Origin of the sequence: Rhodanobacter sp. FW102-FHT14D06 (assembly GCF_043950705.1) — a bacterium.
GTDB lineage: Bacteria > Pseudomonadota > Gammaproteobacteria > Xanthomonadales > Rhodanobacteraceae > Rhodanobacter.
Genome location: NZ_CP170722.1, coordinates 311491 through 333299, shown reverse-complemented (window position 1 = coordinate 333299; position 21809 = coordinate 311491). Strand labels below are relative to the sequence as shown.

Annotated in this window: 24 protein-coding genes; all 24 read left to right on the top strand. The window is 67.6% G+C overall.

Translation table 11 applies throughout. The features are described 5' to 3' along the window. The first annotated feature begins 56 nt into the window (after positions 1 to 56). The 24 genes from ACFCQI_RS01675 (at position 57) to ACFCQI_RS01560 (ending at position 21740) form a co-directional block, all read left to right on the top strand. Positions 57 to 287 carry a hypothetical protein gene (locus tag ACFCQI_RS01675; protein ID WP_395119651.1) on the top strand — a complete coding sequence of 77 codons (231 nt, stop codon included), beginning with the start codon at positions 57 to 59 and terminating at the stop codon, positions 285 to 287. 90 nt (positions 288 to 377) lie between these two features. Further along, positions 378 to 869, top strand: coding sequence for a hypothetical protein (locus tag ACFCQI_RS01670; RefSeq protein WP_395119650.1), 492 nt, complete (start codon positions 378 to 380; stop codon positions 867 to 869). Next, complete coding sequence (locus tag ACFCQI_RS01665) at positions 866 to 1081, top strand: hypothetical protein (protein WP_395119649.1); 216 nt, start codon at positions 866 to 868, stop codon at positions 1079 to 1081. Before ACFCQI_RS01670 ends, ACFCQI_RS01665 begins: the two co-directional genes overlap by 4 nt. Beyond that, complete coding sequence (locus ACFCQI_RS01660) at positions 1078 to 1311, top strand: hypothetical protein (protein ID WP_395119648.1); 234 nt, start codon at positions 1078 to 1080, stop codon at positions 1309 to 1311. The genes ACFCQI_RS01665 and ACFCQI_RS01660 overlap by 4 nt, the downstream gene beginning before the upstream one ends. 135 nt (positions 1312 to 1446) lie before the next feature. After that, the gene (locus ACFCQI_RS01655) at positions 1447 to 1935 is read left to right on the top strand and encodes a hypothetical protein (RefSeq protein WP_395119647.1); all 489 of its coding nucleotides are present in this window, start codon (positions 1447 to 1449) and stop codon (positions 1933 to 1935) included. After that, a complete protein-coding gene (locus ACFCQI_RS01650; RefSeq protein WP_395119646.1) occupies positions 1932 to 2084 on the top strand; it encodes a hypothetical protein in 153 nt (50 codons plus the stop codon). The genes ACFCQI_RS01655 and ACFCQI_RS01650 overlap by 4 nt, the downstream gene beginning before the upstream one ends. Continuing rightward, positions 2084 to 2353, top strand: coding sequence for a DUF5681 domain-containing protein (locus ACFCQI_RS01645; protein WP_395119645.1), 270 nt, complete (start codon positions 2084 to 2086; stop codon positions 2351 to 2353). The genes ACFCQI_RS01650 and ACFCQI_RS01645 overlap by 1 nt, the downstream gene beginning before the upstream one ends. After that, complete coding sequence (locus ACFCQI_RS01640) at positions 2350 to 3822, top strand: hypothetical protein (RefSeq protein WP_395119644.1); 1473 nt, start codon at positions 2350 to 2352, stop codon at positions 3820 to 3822. The genes ACFCQI_RS01645 and ACFCQI_RS01640 overlap by 4 nt, the downstream gene beginning before the upstream one ends. Positions 3823 to 3825: 3 nt before the next feature. Next, positions 3826 to 4041, top strand: coding sequence for a hypothetical protein (locus ACFCQI_RS01635; protein WP_395119643.1), 216 nt, complete (start codon positions 3826 to 3828; stop codon positions 4039 to 4041). Between the two features lie 4 nt (positions 4042 to 4045). Continuing rightward, positions 4046 to 5755 carry a portal protein gene (locus ACFCQI_RS01630; RefSeq protein WP_395119642.1) on the top strand — a complete coding sequence of 570 codons (1710 nt, stop codon included), beginning with the start codon at positions 4046 to 4048 and terminating at the stop codon, positions 5753 to 5755. Beyond that, positions 5752 to 5982: a hypothetical protein gene (locus ACFCQI_RS01625; RefSeq protein ID WP_395119641.1), complete on the top strand. Its 231-nt coding sequence runs from the start codon at positions 5752 to 5754 to the stop codon at positions 5980 to 5982. The genes ACFCQI_RS01630 and ACFCQI_RS01625 overlap by 4 nt, the downstream gene beginning before the upstream one ends. After that, a complete protein-coding gene (locus ACFCQI_RS01620; protein ID WP_395119640.1) occupies positions 5979 to 6305 on the top strand; it encodes a hypothetical protein in 327 nt (108 codons plus the stop codon). Before ACFCQI_RS01625 ends, ACFCQI_RS01620 begins: the two co-directional genes overlap by 4 nt. 248 nt (positions 6306 to 6553) lie before the next feature. Further along, the gene (locus ACFCQI_RS01615; RefSeq protein ID WP_395119639.1) at positions 6554 to 7231 is read left to right on the top strand and encodes a hypothetical protein; all 678 of its coding nucleotides are present in this window, start codon (positions 6554 to 6556) and stop codon (positions 7229 to 7231) included. 6 nt (positions 7232 to 7237) lie between these two features. Further along, entirely contained in the window at positions 7238 to 8245 is a 1008-nt protein-coding gene (locus ACFCQI_RS01610; protein ID WP_395119638.1) for a major capsid protein, read from the top strand. Positions 8246 to 8313: 68 nt separating this feature from the next. Continuing rightward, complete coding sequence (locus ACFCQI_RS01605; RefSeq protein WP_395119637.1) at positions 8314 to 8772, top strand: Bbp16 family capsid cement protein; 459 nt, start codon at positions 8314 to 8316, stop codon at positions 8770 to 8772. A gap of 14 nt (positions 8773 to 8786) precedes the next feature. After that, positions 8787 to 8990 carry a hypothetical protein gene (locus ACFCQI_RS01600; RefSeq protein ID WP_395119636.1) on the top strand — a complete coding sequence of 68 codons (204 nt, stop codon included), beginning with the start codon at positions 8787 to 8789 and terminating at the stop codon, positions 8988 to 8990. 62 nt (positions 8991 to 9052) lie between these two features. Then, positions 9053 to 9721, top strand: a complete 669-nt coding sequence (locus tag ACFCQI_RS01595; RefSeq protein WP_395119635.1) for a hypothetical protein — start codon at positions 9053 to 9055, stop codon at positions 9719 to 9721. Further along, positions 9718 to 11247 carry a hypothetical protein gene (locus ACFCQI_RS01590; protein WP_395119633.1) on the top strand — a complete coding sequence of 510 codons (1530 nt, stop codon included), beginning with the start codon at positions 9718 to 9720 and terminating at the stop codon, positions 11245 to 11247. The genes ACFCQI_RS01595 and ACFCQI_RS01590 overlap by 4 nt, the downstream gene beginning before the upstream one ends. Before the next feature lie 2 nt (positions 11248 to 11249). Then, complete coding sequence (locus tag ACFCQI_RS01585) at positions 11250 to 12935, top strand: hypothetical protein (protein WP_395119632.1); 1686 nt, start codon at positions 11250 to 11252, stop codon at positions 12933 to 12935. Beyond that, positions 12928 to 13374 (top strand): hypothetical protein, encoded by a 447-nt coding sequence (locus tag ACFCQI_RS01580; protein WP_395119631.1) that lies wholly within the window; start codon positions 12928 to 12930, stop codon positions 13372 to 13374. Before ACFCQI_RS01585 ends, ACFCQI_RS01580 begins: the two co-directional genes overlap by 8 nt. Further along, entirely contained in the window at positions 13362 to 13922 is a 561-nt protein-coding gene (locus ACFCQI_RS01575) for a hypothetical protein (protein ID WP_395119630.1), read from the top strand. Before ACFCQI_RS01580 ends, ACFCQI_RS01575 begins: the two co-directional genes overlap by 13 nt. Beyond that, complete coding sequence (locus tag ACFCQI_RS01570; protein WP_395119629.1) at positions 13922 to 16684, top strand: hypothetical protein; 2763 nt, start codon at positions 13922 to 13924, stop codon at positions 16682 to 16684. The genes ACFCQI_RS01575 and ACFCQI_RS01570 overlap by 1 nt, the downstream gene beginning before the upstream one ends. A gap of 140 nt (positions 16685 to 16824) precedes the next feature. Continuing rightward, positions 16825 to 19197 (top strand): diguanylate cyclase, encoded by a 2373-nt coding sequence (locus tag ACFCQI_RS01565; protein ID WP_395119628.1) that lies wholly within the window; start codon positions 16825 to 16827, stop codon positions 19195 to 19197. Continuing rightward, positions 19194 to 21740, top strand: coding sequence for a hypothetical protein (locus ACFCQI_RS01560; RefSeq protein WP_395119627.1), 2547 nt, complete (start codon positions 19194 to 19196; stop codon positions 21738 to 21740). Before ACFCQI_RS01565 ends, ACFCQI_RS01560 begins: the two co-directional genes overlap by 4 nt. The last annotated feature ends 69 nt before the right edge of the window (positions 21741 to 21809 follow it).

The following is a 21809-nucleotide window of genomic DNA, read 5'->3' as shown; positions in this document are numbered from 1 at the left end:
CCCCCATCCGAAGCCTCGCCCTCACCGGCGGGGCTTTTTTGTTTCCGGAGACCGCCATGTCCGTCCGCGCCAAGTTCCGCCTCGACACCATTTCCACGCATAGCTGGCATGCCGGCGCGCGAACCCTGAAGTTCAGCGCGCAGTACGACACCAGCATCCCGGAAGACCAGCGTTTCCAGGAAGCGACTCCGAGCGGCACCTTCGAGATGCTGTGCACCAACCCTGTCGCGAACGCTCAGTTCGAACTCGGCAAGGCGTACTACTTCGACATCACGCCGGCCGACTGACCACCTCCCTCTTGCTGCGCATTTCACCGGGATATGCAGGGTAAGGGCTTCGTGCCGATGGCCTGCCGCAGCATTCCTTCAGGAACCACGATGCTCCAGCTCCCCGCCACGCCAGCGCAGGTTCTGGCGCAGGTCATCGTGCCTACGTTCCAGCATCTGCTGCCGGGCAAGTTCGACAGCAAGCCGGCGCGCGTGCAACTGCTGGCGATCGCGATGCAGGAGTCAGGCCTTCGCACCCGTAGGCAGGACGGCGGTCCCGCGCGCAGCTTGTGGCAGTTCGAGCAGGGCGGCGGCATCCGTGGCGTGCTGGAACACCCGTCGTCGCGCCAGTACGCCCGCGCCGTCTGTGCCCTGCAGGCGGTAGCGCCGGTGTCCAGCGACGTCTATGCCGCGTTCCTGAGCGACGACCAGCTGGCCTGTGCCTTCGCTCGTCTGCTGCTGTGGACTGACGCGGCGCCGCTGCCGGCGATCGAGGACGCGGCCGGGGCCTGGGCCTACTACCAGCGCAACTGGCGGCCGGGCAGGCCGCGGCCCGACGACTGGGCGGCGAATCACGCGGCTGCCGTGGCAGCGGTCGCATGACGGACCCGGCCGAAGTGAGTACCGAAGCCTTGAGCCGGGAGGTGCACCACCTGCGCCGCGAGGTGGCCGAGCTTTCCGGCAACGTCCGCGACCTGGTCGAGGCGTGGAATACCGCGCGCGGCGTGGTGCGATTCGTGAAGGTTCTGGGTCAGTTGGCCACGGCCGGCGCGGCCATCTGGGTGATCCTGACGATGTGGCGGGGAAGTAAATGAAACTGGTCGACGACGTCCGCAAATGGTGGCGCTGGCACACGACATACGTGTTCGCCGCGATCATCGCCTTCCCGGAAATCTGGCTGCATTCCACCGACCTGCAGGCGCTTCTGCCGCCGGCCGTGGTCAGCCACATTGCCCCATTCGTCGGTGCGCTGGGCTTCCTGCTGCGCATCCGCAAGCAGGCACCGAAGCCGCCTGCCGACGACACGGACAAAGCCGGTGCGTGACGATCTGGACCCGGCCCGCGGCATCGTGATCGCCTGCGCGTTCTCCGTCGTTTTCTGGCTGGCCTTCGTCGCCATCGCCTGCGCGGTGACCCGCTGATGTTCACGGGACTGCAGGTCAAGCTGATCGCGGCCGGCGTGCTGCTGATCGCCATGGCCGGCGCCATCGCCTGGTTCGGTGCGCACGAGCGCGGCATCGGCGCGGCCAAGGTGCAGGCGCGATGGGATGCCGCCAGCAAGGCGCAGGCCACGGTCGCCGCCAAGGCTGACGCGGCAGCGCGCGTCAAGGAGCACCAGCAAGCCACCGACTTCGCCGTCATCGCATCGAGCTACCTGCAGGCCACGACCCATGACTACCCGTCGATCGCTGACACCCTTCCTGCTGCCGTTGCTGCTGGCGCTGTGCAGCTGCGCAACAACTGCCCCGCAACCCGTAGCGGTGACGTGCCCGGAGCTTCCGCCGCTTCCCGCGAGCGTGATGCAGCCGCCACCCAAGCCCTTGCGGACCGCGTCGAAGCTGCAGTCGCTGCTGTTCGAGCCGGCGAGCAAGCCGATGCCCGCGAGCGCCAGCTCGGTGCACAAGTGACGGCGTTGCAGGCCCTGTTGAACGCCGAGCGCAAGCCATGACCTTCAAGCTGCTGTGCATCGCGATGGTGATTGCCATTGCATCCGCGATCGTATGGCTGATCGTCGAGCTGCGGGCGGACAAGCGCGACCAGGCGCGGTACGAGGTGACGACGCCGCGTGACAGGCTCCCGCGGCGGAGTGATGTGTGATGGCGAAGTTCGTCAAGGGCCAGTCAGGAAACCCAGGCGGTCGGCCGAAGACGTCCGGCCCGGCGCGCAACCTGGCCCGCGTCTACACCGTCGAGGCGATCGAGACGCTGGCCGAGATCATGCGTGACAAGAAGGCGAACCACACCGCACGCGCCGCGGCGGCTACGGCGTTGCTTGATCGCGGATGGGGCAAGCCGACACAACAACTCGATCACACGGGAACGCTGTCGCTGGAGGCCATCGTTGCCGGTGGTGAGAGGCCGGAGTGAACCGGCTGGCAGCTCACGACCGGATCAGGCAATGGCGCGCTGATCCGGTCAGCTTCGTGCGCGACAACTTCGGCGTGGAGCCGGACGCGTGGCAGCATGATGCGCTGACCGCGCTCGGCGGCGAGATGAATCCGAAGCGCGAGCTGGCGCTGAAAGCCTGTACCGGCCCGGGCAAGTCGGCGACGCTGGCCTGGGCGGGCTGGCATCGGCTGGCGTGCTTCGCGGCCACGGGTGAACACCCGAAGGGCGCGGCGCTGTCGATCACCGGCGACAACCTCAAGGACAACTTGTGGTCGGAGCTGGCGAAGTGGCAGACCCGCTCGCCGTTCCTGCAGGCCGCGTTCAACTGGACGAAGGAGAAGATCTACGCCTTCGACCATCCGGAGACGTGGTTCCTCTCGGCGCGGTCCTTCGCCAAGGACGCAAACGCCGAGGCCATCGGCCGCGCGCTGTCGGGCCTGCACAGCCAATTCCCGTTCGTGCTGCTGGACGAGACCGGCGACATGCCGGTGGCCGTGGGCAAGGCGGCGCAGCAGATCTTCACCGGCCTGCCGCAGGACGCGGCGATCATCCAGGCGGGCAACCCGACCAGCATCGACGGACTGCTGTACGACACCTGCGTCAACCGGACTGCCGGGCGCGTGGTCATCACGATCACCGCCGACCCGGACGACGCCAAGCGCACGCCACGCGTCAGCATCGACCACGCGCGGGAGATGATCGCCACCTACGGGCGCGACAACCCGTGGGTGATGGCCACGATTCTCGGTCTGTTCCCGCCGGGCGGCTTCCGCTCGCTGCTGGGCATCGAGGACGTGACCGCGGCGATGGAGCGCCACCACCGCGAGAGCGACTACGACTTCGCGGCCAAGGTCCTGGGCGTGGACGTGGCGCGCGAGGGCGACGACGCAAGTGTGATGTTCCCGCGGCAAGGCATCGCCGCCTTCGCGCCCAAGGTGATGCGCAACGTGCGCACGACGGACGGCGCCGGATTCGTCGCCCACAAGGAACGGGAGTGGGGCGCCGATGCGGTGTTCATCGACAACACCGGCGGCTTCGGTGGCGGCTGGATCGACAACCTCTACCTGCTGGGCCGAGCGCCTATCGGCGTGCACTTCGCGGCGAAGGCGGGCGACAAGCGCTACGCGAACAAGCGCGCCGAGATGTGGTTTGCGATGGCGGAGTGGGTCAAGGCCGGCGGCGCGCTGCCGAACGAGCCGAACCTGATCGCCGAGCTGACCACGCCGACCTACAGCTTCAAGGGCGACCAGTTCCTGATCGAGCCGAAGGAGCAGATCAAGAAGCGGTTAGGCCGCTCGCCCGACCTTGCCGACGCGCTGGCCCTGACTTTCGCCTACCCGGTGTCGCCCAGGCCTCGCTTTGCGGGGCTGGAGGCGGCCGTGGCGGGCAGCTATGACCCGGCGGGCGGCACTGCCGCCTATGACCCCTACGCCCGATTGGAGGGCTGAATCATGTGCCTTGGTGGATCTCCTCGCGCACCCAAGACTGCTGCCATCACGCCGGTGATCCAGCCCTCGCAGGCCATCGACGACCAGGCGCAGATGAGCGCCGCGGCGGAGAAGCGCCGGCTGCAGGCCTATGCCGGGCAGCAGTCGACCATCCTGACCGGCGGCAGCGGTGCCCCGCAGGCGCCGACGACCGCCAGCAAGACCCTGATCGGGAACTGATCCCATGGCCCAACTGCAGCCCGCGCGCGCGCCGATGGAAACGAAGCTGCAGCGCTACAAGAAGCGCGCCGCCGCGCTCAAGCAGGACCGCGAAAACTGGGAGCCGCACTGGCGCGAAATCCAGACCTTCATCTCGCCGCGCTCAGGCCGCTTCTGCCTGGCCGAGACCAACCGCGGCGGCAAGAAGCACCAGCGCATCATCAACAGCGCGCCGACGCAGGCGAGCAAGGCGCTGGCCGCTGGCCTGTCCTCGGGCCTGACCAACCCGGCCAAGCCGTGGTTCCGGCTGCTGACCGCCGACCCTGGCCTGATGGAAGTGGCCGCGGTCAAGCAGTGGCTGTGGATCGTCGAATCGCGCATGCGCGACACGCTGGCACGCTCGAACCTGTACAACGCCCTGCCAACCGCCTACCGCGAGCTGGGCGACTACGGCACCGCGCCGATCTGGTGCGAGCCGGACGATCGCGACGTGATCCGCTTCTACCCGCTGACGGTGGGCAGCTACTGGCTCGCCACCGACCACCGGCGCGAGGTCGACACGCTCTACCGCGAGTTGCAGATGACCGTGCGGCAGGTGGTGGAGAAGTTCGGGCCGGAACAGTGTTCCGACCGCGTGCGCGAGGCCTACAACATGTGCCGATACGAGCAGACCGTGCAGGTCGCGCACATGGTCTGTCCGAATGCTGACCGCGAGCCGGGCAAGATGGACGGCAAGAACAAGGCCTGGTCGAGCTGCTATTGGGAGATCGGCTGCAACGAGGACAAGTTCCTGCGCGAGTCGGGCTTCGACAGCAAGCGCTTCATGGCTCCGCGCTGGGACGTGCTGGGCGAGGACATCTACGGATCGAGCCCCGGCATGGACGCGTTGGGCGACGCCAAGATGCTGCAGGTGCGCGAGAAGCAGTTCGCGCTGGCGGTGGACAAGCACATCGACCCGCCGCTGACCGCGCATCCGTCGCTGCAGAACCGCGGTGTCGGCCGGCTGCCGGGACAGGTGACATTCGTCAGCGCCGACGAGGGCAGGGTAGGCGCGGCCCCGATCTATCAGGTGCAGCCCGACTACCAGGGCGCGTTGATGGACAAGCAGGACATCATCCAGCGCGTGCGCGACACCTATTACGCCAGCCTGTTCCTGCTGATCAGCGGGCAGGCCGACGACCCGCGTAAAACGGCCTACGAGGTCGGCAAGATCGACCAGGAACGCCTGCTGATGTTGGGGCCGGTGCTGCAGCGCCTGAACAACGAGTTGCTCGATCCGACGATCGAGATGACGTTCCAGGTCATGCTGGAAGCAGGATTGATTCCGCCGCCGCCGCCGGAGCTGCAGGGGCAGGCGCTGAACATCCAGTACATCTCCATCCTCGCGCAGGCGCAGAAGTTCCTGATGACCGGGAGCATCGGCCAGTTCCTGCAGTTCGTGGGCGGGATTGCGGCGATGGATGCCAGCGTGGTCGACAAGGTGGACTTTGACCAGACCGTGGACGAGTTCGCCAACGACATCGGCGTGCCGCCGGCGATCGTGCGCAGCGACGACCAGGTGGCGCAGTTGCGCGAGGCCAAGCAGCAGGCGCAGCAGGCGCAGCAGATGGCGGCCATGGCCCCGGCGATCGCGCAGTACGCCAAGGCGGCGAAGGATGCGGGCGGCGCGGTGGCGTCGCCGGGTTCGCTGCTGGGCGCAGCCGGTGCCGCGGTCAACGCCGGGGCCGGCGGATGATCGCCGAGATTCACGATGTGGCGCGCGAGCTGGGCGTGACGGTATCGCCGGCTGACCTTGACCGGTCGCGCGCGATGCGGCGGCTGGTTGATCTGGCGCGGCGGTACGGCAACGACTGCGGGCTGGCGGTGCTGGCCGGCGTGTGGCTGGCCGAGGGCATGCCTGAGCACGAGATTGTCGCGCGGTTGTGGCCGCAGCATCGCACGCGGCTGGCGGTGGTTCGATGAGCGGTCGCAAGTCACCGGCACAGATCGAAGCAGAGAAGCTTCGCGCCGAGCGCATCGAAAAGGCCGAGCATGCCGACATCCGCGAACTGCTGGACCTTCCGGCGTTTCGTCGCTACCTGCGCCGCTACCTCGGCTTGACGCACGTGTTCCAGACCACGTTCACCGGCAACAGCGAGACGTTCTTCCGCGAGGGCCAGCGCTCGATCGGCACGACGATGTTCGGCGAGTTTCACCTGGCCGCACCAGCGCGCTTCGCCGAGCTGATGGCCGAGCCACTGCACGACGAATTGATTCCCGCCGAGGAGGCGGACGAGAACGATTAACGGTCGAGGCGTCGAGGCCAGAACGCCCACGCGTGGACCGACCACACGCATAACCAGAACCAGTGATGGCCTACGGCAGACCACACCGCCGCGGCCACCATGAGCGCAACCCACGTCGAACGCGAATCCAGCAGGTCACAAAACCTGTCGGCCAGTGAGGTTCGACGAACTTTCCCGGTAGCGGTCTTCATGGCCGCCACCTTACCACCAGCCGCCTCCGGGCGGCTTTTTCATGCCCGAGGTTCCCCATGTCCGAGCAAGCCACCGCCGCCGCCACCCCCACGGATACGGCCGCCGTCGTCGATGCAACGACCCAAGCCGCTGCCGCCACCACGGCGACCAGCGAGACCACCACTGCAACCACCGCCGATGCGACCACGACGGCCGCGGCCACCGAGCAAGGCAAGGATGACGCCGGCAAGACCGACACCACCGAAGCCGCCCAAGGTGCCCCGGAGAAGTACGAGCTGGCCGCCCCCGACGGTTTCGAGCTCGAACCGGAAACCACCACGGCCTTCGAGGGCGTGGCCCGCGAGCTGAACCTGACCAACGACCAGGCCAACAAGCTGATCCCGCTCGGCGCGCAGCTGGCCCAGAAGATCCAGGCCAAGCAAACCGAAGCGCACCAGCAGCAGGTCGCGCAGTGGGCCGAGGACACCAAGGCCGACAAGGAGATCGGCGGCGACAAGTTCGACGCCTCCCTCGCTGTCGCCCTCAAGGCCCGCGACCGCTTCGCCACCGCGGAGCTGAAAACCCTCATGGACCAGACCGGCCTCGGGAATCACCCCGAGATCGTCCGGCTGTTCCACCGCATCGGCACTGCGATCTCGGACGACACGTTCGTGCAGGCGCCCTCCGCTGGCGGCTCGCAGAAGTCCGCCGCATCCGTGTTGTTCGACCACCCGTCATCCCAAATCCAGAGGTAACGACCCATGGCAACCCTTGGTACCAACAGCTATACCCTGCTCGATGTCGCCAAGCGCATCGATCCCGATGGCAAGGCCGCGCAGGTCGCGGAAATGCTCTCGCAGGACAACGAAATTCTCGACGACATGCCGTGGCTGGAGGGCAACCTGCCCACCGGTCACCGCGTCACCGTGCGCACCGGCCTGCCCGATGCCGCCTGGCGCAAGCTCAACCAGGGCGTGCCGCGCTCCAAGAGCACCGTCGCGCAGATCGACGAGGCCTGCGCGATGCTCGAAGCGTGGTCCGACGTGGACAAGGATCTGGCCGAGCTCAACGGCCTGGAGTCCGATTTCCGCCTGACCGAGTCCTCGGCTTTCATCGAGTCGATCAATCAGAAGATGGCCAGCACCATCTTCTACGGCAACAGCGTGACCGCGCCCGAGTCGTTCCTGGGCATGGCCCCGCGCTTCGACGACGTGCCGACCACCTCCGGCGGCGCCGAGAACAAGGACAACGTGATCGACGCCGGCGGCACCGGCACGGACAACACCTCGATCTGGCTGATCGGCTGGGGTCCCAAGACCGTGCACGGCATCTACCCGAAGGCCTCGCGTGCCGGCCTGTTCCACGAGGACCTGGGTCTCGATACGGTGCTGGACAGCAACGGCAATCCGTACCGCGCGTACCGCGACCACTACCAGTGGAAGTGCGGCCTGGCCCTGCGTGACTGGCGCTACGTCGTGCGCATCGCGAACATCGATGTGTCCGACCTGACCGCCGACGCCGCCACCGGCGCCAAGCTGATCAACCTGATGACCCAGGCGCTGGAGCGGATTCACTCGCTCAACGGCGTGCGCCCGGCGTTCTACATGAACCGCACCATCCGCTCGATCCTGCGCCAGCAGCAGGTGAACGCCGTGAAGAACTCGACCCTTTCGGTCGAGGAACTGTTCGGCAAGCGGGTGCTGATGGCGTCCGAGGTGCCGTGCCGCCGCACCGACGCGCTGCTCAACTCCGAGGCGCGCGTGGTCTGACGCCTCATGCGGTGAGCCGGTCCGCCGGCTCGCTGCTCATCCCATCCTGATTGCAGAGGAACCAAACCATGATTCTCGACGCGAACCTTGAGTTCTCCGACGCCCAGGCGGTCACCGCGACCGCCATCTCGACCAACGTGGTCGACTTGGGCCCCGTCACCGACAACGTCACCCGCGACATCGGCACCGGCGAGCCGGTGTATCTGGTGCTCTCGGTGGACACCGCCTTCACCGCCGCTGGTGCGGCCACGCTGACGGCGGCGCTGGTGTCCGACTCCACCGCCAACCTGGCCACCTCCGCCACCACGCACGCCACGCCGCTGGCGGCCATCCCGGTGGCCTCGCTGGTGGCCGGGTACACGGCAGCCATGCATCTGCCGCCGGGCAACTACGAGCAGTACTTGGGCATCCAGTACACGGTCGCCACCGGCCCGATGACGGCTGGCAAGATCAATGTCTTCCTCACGAAGGATGCCCAGCTGTACCGCGCCTACGCCGATCGCCAGCCGATCGCCGGCAACGCCTGAGGGAGGGCTGACCGATGAGCAATGGACCGAGCAAGGCGGCGCCCCGCGAGAAGGCGGTGGAAGCCAGTGACGAGCAGTACTGCGTCACGCAGACGTCGTTCATCAACGGCTCGCTGCAGCACGCGGGCTCCGTGGTCAGGCTGCCGAAGGGCGTCAAGCCCGGCAAGCACCTGCGGTTGATCGAGAACAAGAAGCCGGCGGAAGACGCCAAGAAGTAACCCCCAGCAGCGGTCGTTCGAGGGGCTCCTTGTGGAGCCCCTCTCTTTTTCGAGGGTAGACCATGGCATCCGCCATCCAGATCTACAACCACGCGCTCTCGCGCATCGGTGTCTCCGACTTCATCGGTGACCCGGCCGAGCAGAGCAAGGCGGGCGACTTTTATCGCCTCTGGTACGCCGCGTGCGTGGACATGGTGCTGCGCGATTTCCCGTGGAACTTCGCCAGCAGCGTGGTGGCGCTGGCGCTGGTCGATGGCGACCCGCCGCCGGGCTGGACCTACAAATACGCGTACCCGCTCGATTGCCACGCCGCGCGCCAATTGGCGGACAGCTCGGGCGTGCGCAATCTATCGGCCAATGTGCTGCGCGACTGGGATTGCTACAGCTTCACGCTGGCGCGTCCGGCCGTGCCGTTCCAGGTGATGAGCGAGGCCGCCAACGCGACCGCACGCCGGCGCATCATCGTCACCGACCTCCCGCTGGCCTATCTGTTCTACACGGCCAAGATCACCGACCCCAACCAGTTCGACCCCGGATTCAGCGATGCGTTGTCGTGGCGCATCGCGCAGGAGATTGCCGCGCCATTCCTCGGTGCGCCGACCGGCCCGCAGGTAGCGGCCAACGCGAAGCAGCAGTACCTGGCCGCGCTGGTGCGCGCCAAGGCGCAGACGCTCAACGAGTCCGCCGACGACCCGCGGCCGGATTCGGTCGCCATCCAGGCGCGCGCATGAAGCTGGTACAGCCCTCCTTCACGGGCGGAGAGATCAGCCCGAGCCTGTACGCGCGCACCGACCTGGCGCGCTACGCGAACAGCCTGAAAACCTGCCGCAACATGATCGTGTCGGCCTATGGCGGCTGCTACAACCGGCCCGGCACGCGCTTCCTCAAGGCCACCAAGGACAGCGGCAGCAAGAAGAGCCGGCTGATCCCGTTCCAGTTCAGCAGCCAGCAGAGCTATGTGATCGAGCTGGGCCATCTGTACGCGCGTTTCTACGCCAACGGTGCGCAGGTGGTCGACGGTGGCGGCGCGCCGGTGGCGGTCACCACGCCGTATACCGAAGACGACATCTGGGGCGTGCGCCTCACGCAGTCGGCCGACGTGATGCAGTTGGTGCACCGCAAATACCCGCCGCAGACCTTGAAGCGCCTGAGCGCGTCATCGTTCAGCGTGGGCGAATACGTGGTCTACGAGGGTCCGTTCCAACCGGTCAACCCGAACCTGGCGATCAAGCTGGCCGCGTCCATGTCCAGTGGCAACGTGACCGTGAGCTCGAACACCGCCGGCGTGTTCAGCGCGGACATGGTCGGCATGCTGGTCTACCTCGAAGACAGCAATCTCTCGCTCATGAAGCCGTGGACCTCGGGCGAGAAGGGCATCACGGTGGGGACCATTCGCCGCAACGCCGGCAAAACCTACCGGGCGGCCCAGCTCAGCACCGGCGGCACCTACGTGCTGGCCGGTGGCAACGCGCCCCAGCACGATCAGGGAGCGCAGTGGGACGGCCCGGGTGACGTGCGCAGCGACGGCACCGCCAATTATTCCGTCGGCGTGTTGTGGGAATACCTCGATTCGGGATACGGCATCGTCAAGCTGTCGGCGTATGTGTCCGATTCGCAGATGACCGGCGTCGTCACCAAGCAGTTGCCGTCCGGCGTGCTTGGTGGTGCAGGCTCGCCCGAGTTGACGTGGTCGCTCACCGGCGACGGCACCACGACAACCTTCACGATCGCCGGCAATACGGCGGTGTCGACGGATCGCTACGTCGTGACCGTGGGCGGCACCGAAGTGGTCGCCGACCCCAACGCGCAGCCGTACCCGAAAGGCCCGGTCGAGGCGTGCGTGGCGGCGATGAGCCACCTTCCGGGCGGCATGCTGGCGCAGGACTGCGACGGGCAGGCGATCGCTTGCGTGGATCACGCTGCGCTCACGGTGGCATGGCACACCGCGCGCATCGCCATGTTGAGCCTGCAGCCCTGCTGGCGCCTGGAAAGCGAGAGCGGCGCCTGGGTGGTCATTTCCAAGTGCACCCGATGCGAGACGCGCGAGCGCGGCTATGTCTACGGCGATGCGATCGAAGGTTTGTCGCTGCCGGTCGCTGGCGATGACCTCGCCTTCCACTGGGAGCGCATCGTGCGCGTGGAGGATGCCGGCGAGCAGCTGGTGGCGAAGATCTACGCCGGTGACCGCAACTACGCTGCCGGCGGTGAACCCGGGCGGTACATCAGCACCCACAACACCTCGGTGGCGAAGCGCTGACCATGGCAGATCAAGGCTGGACGGTCGACGCGACCGCGCACACCATCACCTTCTATCAGCCGCCGGCGAACGGTGCGGCGATCTCCGTCAAGCAGTACGCGCAGGGCGGCATCAACGCGACCGCCGTGTGGGCGCTTGGCGCATGGGGACCCCACACCGGGTATCCGGGCGAGGTCGAATACTTCGCCGGCCGGCTCTGGTTCGCTGGCACCGATGATCGTCCACAGACGGCGTGGACGAGCAAGATCAGCAACTACTCCAGCTTCGGCAAGAGCGTGCCGACCGCCGATGACGACGCGATCACCGCCACGCTCTCGGCCAAGCAGGTCAACGCGATCACCGACCTGTTGCCGCTGAAAGACCTGGTGATGCTCACCACGGGCGCGGAGTGGAAGATCGCCGGTGGCTCGAACAACGTCATCACGCCCTCGACGGTCAGCTTCTCGCCGCAATCCAACTACGGCGCGTCCAGCCTTCCCGGGCTGGTGGTGGGCGACAGCGGCCTGTTCGTGCAGGGCCGCGGCGCCTACGTGCGAGACATCGGCTACCAGTTCGCGGTGGACAGCTACACGGGCAACGACCTGACGGTGTTTGCCTCGCACCTGGTGCAGGGACACACCATCGTCGACTGGGCCTATCAGCAAACCCCGTTCTCGGTGGTCTGGGCGGTGCGCGATGACGGCGTGCTGCTCGGCCTGGCCTACATGCGCGAGCAGCAAGTGATGGGCTGGTTCCACTGCGACACCATCAACGGGTTCGTCGAATCGGTGTGCTCGGTCTCCGAAGGGACGGAGGATGCGGTCTACCTGATTGTGCGGCGCGTCATCAACGGCACCACCGTGCGCTACGTCGAGCGGCTGGAAACGCGATTCTTCGCCGACCAGCGCGACGGGTTCTTCGTTGACGCCGGCCTGTCCTATGACGGGCGCAGCACCGCCCTGGCGCCGGGCGCCACCATGACGCTGACCGGCGGCATCACATGGATGGGCGACGAGGATCTGACGCTCACCTGCAGCACAGCCATCTTCGCGGCCAGCAATCTCGGCAACTGGGTGAAGCTCTACGCCGACACGGTGGACGCCAACGGCTCGCCGCAAACGGTGATGAAGCCGGTCAAGATCACCGCCTACACCAGCGCCACCGTGGTCACCGTGCGTCCCGTGGGGTTGATCGACACCGCGTTGCGCAATACCGCGCTCACGGCGTGGGATTTCTGCCCGCTGACGTTCTCCGGGCTGGACCACCTCGAAGGCCAGAGCGTGGCCTGTCTGGCCGATGGCAACGTGAAGCCGCGCCAGACGGTGACGAGCGGGCAGATCACGCTGGACGCGCCGGCGGCCGTGGTGCACATCGGCCTGCCGATTCAGGCGGACTTCGAGACGCTGGAGGTGAACGCGCTGGGGCAGGAAAGCGTGCGCGACCGGCGCAAGGCGATCACCAAGGTGTCGCTGATCGTCACGCAGTCGCGCGGCGCCAAGATCGGCAAGGATGCCGACCACCTGCGCGAGGCCAAGTCGCGGCGCGTCTCGGACGGCTACTACAACCCCAACTCGCTGCAGAACGACCTGATCGAGGCGTACATCGACGCTGATTGGGACACCAAAGGTCGCGTGTTCGTGCGCCAGGACGATCCGCTGCCGCTGACCATCCTCGGCCTGATCGCCGACGTGAGTGTGGCCGGTGGTTGAGGTCGCGATCGTGCCGGTGGAGGCCTGGCACCTGCCCTACATCGCCGAGCGCATGCGCGCGGTCGACGTGCGCGAATGCCGCGAAATCGGCGGCGTGGAACCGTTGGCCGCGCTTGAGCAGAGCGTGGCCTGTCCGGGTCCGCACTGGACCGCCTTGTTCGACGGCGAGCCGGTGGCCCTGTTCGGCGTCACGCAGGACACGCTGATCGGCGGCGGCATTGGCGCGGCCTGGCTGCTTGGCACCGACCGTCTGCAGCGCGACTGGCGTGCCTTCGCACGGGCATCCAAGCCGGTGGTGCGCGAGCTGCTGACCCGCTACCGCGCGCTCTCCAACGTACTGCTGACCGACAACACCCTGTGCATGCGCTGGCTGGCATGGCTGGGGGCCGACTTCCACGTGCACGCTCCCTACGCGAGGTTCCTCCTGTGTGCTATGTAGCCGCGATCCCGTACATCGTCGCCGCTGTGGGCACGGCCTACAGCATGTACACGACGAATCAGGCCCAGCACTACCAGCAGGACGTGGCCAAGCAGGACAAGAAGCTGGCCGACCAGGCGGCGATCAACGCCAATGCCGAGGGCAGCTATGCCGCCGACCAGGCGCGCATCCGCGGCAACCTGCAACGCGGGCAACAGCTGGCCGCCTTCGCCGCCAACAACGTCGATTTCAGCACCGGCAGCGCGGCGGACATCCTCGGCGACACCGCGATGTTCTCCGAGCAGGATCAGCGGCAGGCGCGCATCAATGCGTCGATGAAGGCCTATGGGTTCCAGGTGCAGTCGCTGGAGGCTCAAGGTCGCAAGGCCTACGCGGGTTGGGCGGGTCGATCGCAGCAGTTCGGCCAGTTCCTGCAGGGCGCCTCGCAGGCGGCCGGATATGCCTATGGCGGCGGTGGTGGTGGTGGCGGTGGCACGCTGCTGGGCAGTGGTAGCGGAAAGGGGACAACGATGGACAGCAGTTTCTGGTCCGGCACGAGGTGGAACTGATGGCCGTCATCGTCCCGCGTGTCAGCGAAGGCAGCGTTGCCCCGCAGAGCTTCGGCATGCCCGGCGGTGGCAGCCCGCGCGTCACCGCCGAGGGGTTGAATGGCGGCGTGAGCGAGGCGCTGTCCGGTGCGGCTGACCGCTTCTTCGCGATCCAGCAGCGCGAGCAGGAAAAGGCCGACGCCGCGCAGGCCAACGCCGCGCGCGTGGCGCTGGCGCAGCAGGAAGTGGACCTGTTCGACCCGAACAATCCGCAGGGCGTGCACAGCTTCCAGGGGGCAGACGCGCTCAAGGCTCCCGGCGCGGCGCTGAAACAGTTCGACGACTTCGCCACCCAGTACCGGGCCAACCTGACCAACCCGCGGCAGGTGGCGCAGTTCGACCAGCTCTACGCCGACCACCGGTTGCAGGTGCAGGACAAGACCAACCGCTACGCGCTGGGCGAGAATGACCGCTATCAGCAGGGCGCGTTCGAGGGCGCGGTCGGCAGCGCGTTGTCTGCGGCCACCAGCAAGGCCGCCGCCGGCGACATGGACGGCGCCAACCTCGCCCTGAACGACGGCATCGCCACCATCAAGCAGTACGGGCAGGCGCATGGCGAGGCCGCCGACCTGACGTCGTTCAAGATCGAGAAGTTCACCAAGTCGGTGCAGGCCGGTTTCGAGTCGGCCAACAAGGCCAACGTCGAGGCCTACATCGTGCAGAACCCCGAGGCGGCGCTGCAAGACTTCTCCGCGCGTCTGGGGTTGGGCCGCTACAGTGCCGCCGGCCAGTCCTACGCCGGCGACCCGAACGCCCCGCGCGGCATCCGCAACAACAACCCGGGCAACCTGCAGCAGTCGGACGTGCAGTGGGAGGGCAAGACCGCCTCGGCCGATCCGCGCTACGAGTCGTTCACCACGCCGGAGGCGGGTATCCGCGCGCTGGCGCTCAACGCCCAACACCTGCAGGCCAACGGTGCGCAATCGGTGGCGGCCCTGATCGGCCAGTGGGCGCCGGCCAGCGAGAACGGCGAAGCCAAGACGCAGGCCTACATTGATGCCGTGTCGCAGGCGATGGGCGTCAGCCCGACTGCCAACGTGAACCTGCAAGACCCGGCCACGTTGACCGCCTTCACGAACGCGGTGATCGCACACGAGAACGGCGCCAACCCGTACAAGCCAGAACAGGTTCAGGCCGGCGTGTCGGCGGCGCTGGGCACGGCCAAGCTGCCGGAGTCGCACCCGGCCGTGACCGCCAACGGCAGCGGCCTGATCGTGCCCGGCACCGGCGAAGGCGCAGCACCGATCGGCCAGCTCGGCAAGTCCGGCAACCCGACGATCGACGCGCTCGACACTGGCAGCGTGGTCGATCTGTACAACCGCGCCCGGGCCGAGGTGAACCGCGGGCAGGTCAGCATGCGCGGCAGTATCGAGCAGCGCGAGCGCGACGACACCGCCGCCTTTCGTGCCGGGCAGGGCGTGGCCCAGCCGCTGACCCTGGCCGACTACACCCGCGCCTACGGCGATCGCGAGGGCATGCAGCGCTTCGGAGCCTATCAGGCCGACCAGCAACTCGGGCACGACCTGCAGACAGTGGCCACGCTCGACCCGCAGCAGATGCACGACCTGCTCGCCGCACGCGCGCCGGCGCCGGGCGAGAACTTCGCCGTCAAGCAGCAGGACTTCACCGCCCTGCAATCGGCCATGCAGCAGACCCTCAAGGCGCGGCAGGCCGATCCGGTGGCGTGGGCGCGGCAGGCTGGCGTGGGCGACTTCCAGCCGCTGGACCTGGACGGCCCCGACAAGCTGGCCGGCTCCATCGCTGCCCGCATCGGTCCCTCCCGCGCGCTGCGCGACAGCCTGGGCACGCCCTACAAGCTGCTCAGCACCGACGAGGCCAAGGCGCTTGGCGCGTCCTTCAACGCCTTCGACGCCGGCAACAAGGCGAAGGCGCTGGGCGCGCTGGCGCAGCAGCTGCCGGCGGCCGAGTACGCTCAGGTCATCAATGCGATCAAGGACAAGTCGCCGACCGTGGCCATCGCCGGCCGGATCATGGGAAACGGGCGCGCGGCCGAGGTGGGCACGGTCGGCTCGCTGTGGTGGAAGTCGCCCGTCAGCATGGACGCCGCCGATATCGCGCAGACCATGCTTCGTGGCGATGCGTTGCTGAACCCCACCGCGGCCGACAAGGAAAGCGCCGGCGCGGCCAAGTTCGCCATGCCAAGCGACAGCGCCACCAGCGGCTTGCGCGCGCAGTGGGCCGACGTGGTGGGCGATGCCTACCGCGGTCACGGCGAGGACGAGGCGCAGGCCTATCAGGCGTTCCGCGCCATGTATGCCGGATTGGCGTCGCAGGCGGGCAAGAACGACGGCATCCTGGACCCGCAGCTCGCCGACAAGGCTGCGCGCGCGGTGATCGGCAACGTGGGCGACTGGAACGGCAAGGCCGTGATCCCACCCTACGGCATGGATTTCAACGCCTTCAAGGATGCCGCCGACAAGCAGTGGCAGGCGGTGCGCACCAACACGCCCGGTTTCGCCGAGCAGGATCTGGACGGCTACGACCTCGATCGGCTGGGCGAGGGCACGTATGCCGTCAGCGACGGCAACGCGCCGGTGCGCGACAACAAAGGCCAGCCGGTGATCCTGCGTATCGCTCCGCCCGCAGCTGCGCCGAAGGTCGAGCCGTTCAAGCCGAACGGAACTCTGCGCGTCGGCGGAGAGCCGGAGCAGGGCGGCCCGATCACTGCGCCAACCCCCGACCAGCTGGCGAGCATGCGATGACCGACACCCTGACCCCGGACGAGGCGGCGACCTTCGCGGCACTCTACGGCAGCGCGCCATCGGCGGCCGCACCGGAAGGCCCGGGCATCTTCACCGGCGCCTACAAGGGCCTGGCCGGCATTCCGTCCGGCCTGGCCGGCGTGCCGCTGTCGATCGCCAGTGCGGCGACGAACGTGGTGGACCCGACCGACAGCGCCATTCTCGGCAGCGGCTACCGTGCCGGCCTCAACCTCAGCGATGCCGATCTCACCGACCTGCGCAAGTCCGAGAACGACTATTTCATCAGCACGCCGCAAGGGCAGATTCACCAGTCGATCGAGAACCTGCGCCAGTCCGCCTCGGAGTTCTACCGGCCCGACCCGCAGACCACCGGCTTCGTCGGCAACACCCTGTTCGGCGCGGCTGACGTGCTGACCCGCGTCGGACTGGGCAACCTGGTCGCCCCCGGCAGTGGGCTGGCGCTGGCGGCCGGCACCACCGGTGTCGAGCGCACGCAGGACCTGGAGGCGCAGGACGTGGACGCAGCCACCGCGCAGGCTTCCGGCGCGCTGACCGGCGTCTCGCTGCTGGCCGGTGGCGGCATTTCCTCGCTGGGCAAGACCGTCACGGCCAAGGTGGTCAGCGGCGCCCTGCTGAACGCGGGGTTCGGCGCCGGCACCCGGGCGCTTGATTCGTCCATCCTGGCTGCCGCCGGCTACACCGCCCAAGCCGATCAGCAGCGCTGGAACGATGGCGCGGCGCTGGCGGCGGACATCATCATCGGCGGTGCCTTCCACCTGCTGCCCAGCCGTGGCGAAGGCGTGCCGGCCAAACCGCCGGCCGACACGGTGGATGCCGCTCTGGCCGCCAAGGCCACACAGGGCGTCACCGACAGCGCGCCTGGCGTGCCGGCTGACCCGAAGTCGGCCTCGGCCCACGTCACGGCGCTGGACACCGCCCAGGCGCAACTGCTGGATGGCCAGCCGGTGGAGGTCGAGCCGATCGTGCGCGAGGCCACGTTTGTGCCGCGGGAGACGGCGCCGCCGGAACGCACGATGCCCGAGGTGGGCAGCATCATCGACAACCACCTCGCCGCACTCGACGATCAGGCAAAGCAGCGCATGATGCCGGATGCGGTGAAGTCAATGGCGAAGGAAGGCGGCGAACTGGAGGACCTGCTGCGAGAGCAGTACCGTGCGCGCGAGAACAACGTGATGCAGTCGGCAGATAGCATGCTCACCCCAGCCGAGGTGAGCTTCGCAGAAGATCGCCTGCAGACGATTCGCCAACAGCTTGAGCAGCACAAGCAAGGCATGGCGGCCGAATCGAAGGCCGCGAACCTGCGCAAGAAGTTGAGCCGGACGGACACGGATCCAGAGCTTCGCGACATCGCCCAGCAGATCGCTCCAGAGAGCACGCCGGAGATTGCGGCACGACAGAACTTGCGCGACGCCTTGGCCGAGGCGGGCGTGCCGGCCGAGCAACTGGATACCGGCGCGCCACGCCCGCCGGAATCGGTCGAGTTGCCCGGCATCGAGCCGGCGCCCTACGAGGCTCGGCTGACCGAGCTGCGCGATCGCCGCCGGCAGGGTGTGGAACTGACGCCGACCGAGCAGGGCGAATTACTGGACCTGCAGGAGCAGGATGCGCGCCAGGCCAAGGTCGCCGGCCAGCCCATCGCCGGCGTGCAGAACATGGCCGGCCGTGCCGAGGCGGAACGCGCCGGCAACCTGCTGCCGGTGCAGGTGTTCGCCGACGCCGACAACTTCAAGGACTTGAACGACAACCTGGGCCACGAGACCGGCGACGTGGTGATCCGCCAGATCGGCGCCCTGATGGCCAGGGAGCTGGGCGAGGGCAACGTGTTCCACCGCGGCGGCGACGAGTTTGTGGCGCAAGGACGAACCGAGGCGGAGGTGACTGCGGCGATGGAGCGCGTGCGGGACCGGCTGGCCAAGATGGATCTCAAAGCAACCTTCGAGGACGGTAGCGAGGCCCGGCAAACGGGCGTAGGATTGAGCTATGGACACGGGCCTGATGTCAAAACTGCGGAAAAAGCTCAGTACGCTGACAAGCAGCGACGCAAAGACGCCGGACTCCGCACCGACCGTCGCGAATCCGAGCGACGATCTGCCGACCGTGGGCGAGACGGTGCGCCAGTGGATCGCCGAGGGCAAACGCCCGGTGAAGCTCGAACTGGTCAACCGGGGCGAGTAACCCCCCGCGATGCCGCCGAAGCGCCCACTCCGGGAACTGACGCCGCGCGAGCAGGCGCTGAACCAGCGCAGCAAGGAACTTCTCGATCAGATGCAGCGGGCCAGCCAGGAGCTGGCCTCGATCCGGCGCGAGCTGGAGAAGTCGACCGCGCGCGAGCCGCCGCAGCCGCGCATCCGGATGCCGTTCTAGCTGACGGTGCCACCGCCGCCGATGCCTTGCGCTCGGCAGACCACGACGTTGAACAGGCGCAGACGCAAGGCGAGGCCATCGCGGCCGCGGTCGCCTGCTTCCTGCGTTTTGGGAGTGAGGCAGCATGAGGGCAGACTGCATCCAGGCGGTGGGGCGGGCGCTCGGCCGCACGCCAAACCAGGGCGAAACCCGCGACATCGAGAACCGGATTCGGCTGTCGCGTCGCAAGCTGGCCGAAGCCGATCCGCAGCGCTGGCAGACGCTGCCGGCGGATGAGCAGATCAGGCTGGCCGGCGAGGACGCCGCGGCCGACCTGTTGCACGAGGCCGCCAAGCGCCGCCACCGCGTGGCCATGGGCATCCTGACGCACGACAAGATGCGCGCCTACATCGACGCGCAGGTGTCCGCTGGCATCGACAAGGACGGGGTTGCGTCACTCTCACGCATGCTCACCAGCGAGTCGGATGGCAAAAACAACATCGTCAGCGTGGAGGGTGCCGCGCAAGGCATCGAAGCGGCTGCCAGTACCTTCATGACGCGCAGTTGGAACGTGGCCGGCGGCAAGTTCCTCAAACTGCTGAGTGACCGCGTGGCCGAGGGCGTGCTGGTCCGGGCACTGCACGGCGACACCAGCGTGCCGGCAGCGTTCAAGCGGGCCGCCGATGACTTCCATGTGATCGCCGAACGCCTGCGCCAGCGCTTCAACGCGGCCGGCGGCGACGTGGGGCGGCTGGAGAACTGGGGCATGCCGCACAGCTGGTCGCGGATGCGGCTGATCAAACTCGGCAGGCAGGCCTGGACGGATGCCATGCTGCCGCGACTCGACCGCAGCAAGTACGTGCACGAGGACGGTCGCGCCTACACGGACGCCGAACTGCGCGACTTCCTCGGCGAGGCTTGGCGTTCGGTGGTGACCGAGGGCGCGAACAAGGTCATCGGCAAGGGCGGGCACGTCGGCGGCGGCATCAAGGCCAACCGCAACAGCGCCGAGCGCCAGATCCACCTGCGGGACGCGCAGGCCTACATGGAGGCGATGGGCCAGTTCTCCGAGCGCGGCGTGCTGGACGCCATGATGGGGCACGTGCACCGCATGGCGCGGGACATTGCCTTGGTGGAGCAGTTCGGCCCGAACGCGGATCGCCAGTTCGCGCATTTCCTGGAACAGGAGACGGCCAAGCTCATCGACGCCGACCCGGCCAAGAAGGGCACGGCCGACAAGCGCGGTCGATTCGTCGAGCGCCTGTACAACTTCATCGCCGGCAACGGCGCGCCGCCGCCGGAAACGATGCTCGGCAAGGCCGCGACCGTGTACCGTCGCCTGCAGGTGCTGAAACTGGGGTCCGCGCTGATCTCGTCGTTCGGCGATCACGCCACCATGCACCTGACCGCGCACGTCAACGGCATCCCGAAGTTCAAATTGTTCCTCAACAACCTGCGCACCACCTACGGCCACCCATTCCTGAAAGCTGATCGCGAGCGCGCCGAGGCGGCGGGGCTGATGGTGCGCACCTACGCCCAGCAGCTGGCGCGCTACGGTAGTGACGTGGGCGGCCACGGCTGGTCCTCGAAGCTGACCAACACCTTCATGAAGGTCACGCTGCTGCCGTACTTCACTGAGGCGCGGCGGCGCGCCTTCAGCTACGGCATGATGGATCAGGTCGGCAAGGCGCTGCGCGATCACCCGACCCTGGCCGCGCTCAATGACGCCGACCAGCGGTTCCTGAAACACTCCGGCATCACCGAGGCCGACTGGCAGCTGATGCGCCTGGCGCAGCCGGACGACTTCGCCGGCAACCACACCCTGATCACTCCCGAGGAAATCTACCGCATCCCCGACGCCGAGGTCGCCAGGGTCACGAACGAGCACCCCGACCTGGCACGCGACAGGGCGGCGGCCAACCTGATGGCCTTCGTCTACGGCGAGCAGGACCGCGCGGTGATCGAGCCGCATGCGAAGTCCCGCCTGCACGCCGGCGCCGACGTCAACGACGACAGCATCAAGGGCTTCCTGATGCACAGCTTCACGACCTTTCGCTCCTTCAGCTTCGAGATGATCGAGTCGCACATCAAGCGCGCACTGCACGGCTTCGAGACGAAGCAAGGCTCGGCGGCGTACATGGCCGCGCTGATCGCCTCGTCGACCGTGCTGGGCGCGGTGGCCAACGGCATTCGCGACATCGTGTTCGGTCGCGACCCTCGCACGCTCAATGTCACGTCCGAGGAGGGCCGCAAGAACTGGCTGGCCGCGCTGATCACCGGCGGCGGCCTGAGCATCTACGGCGACTTCCTGATCAACACGTACAGCAGCCGCGGGGGCAGCCTGTCCGAGACCGCCGCCGGCCCGATGGTGCAGGACATCGGCACGGTGTTGAACCTGTTTCAGCAGACCGTGGCGCAAGGTACCGACCCTGACGCCGACCTGGCCCGCAAGATGCGTCCGACCGGCGCCGCCGCAGTCCGCACGCTGAAATCCTACGTCCCGGGCGCGTCGCTCTGGTACACCCGCGCCGCGATGGACCGCCTGATCTTCAACCAGCTCTCCGACTACTTCTCCCCCGGCTACCTCAACCGCATGAAGGCCAAGGCACGCCAGCAGAAGCGACCGAGCTGGTGGGAGGTTGACGAGCCCCTGCCGAGCCGGGCACCGAACCCCGACACCATCGCCCAGTAGCCCGCCACCCGGCGGGCTTTTCGTTTCTCCCCAGGCCGCCTCGTGCGGCCCTTTTTTTGGAGGTCTGCA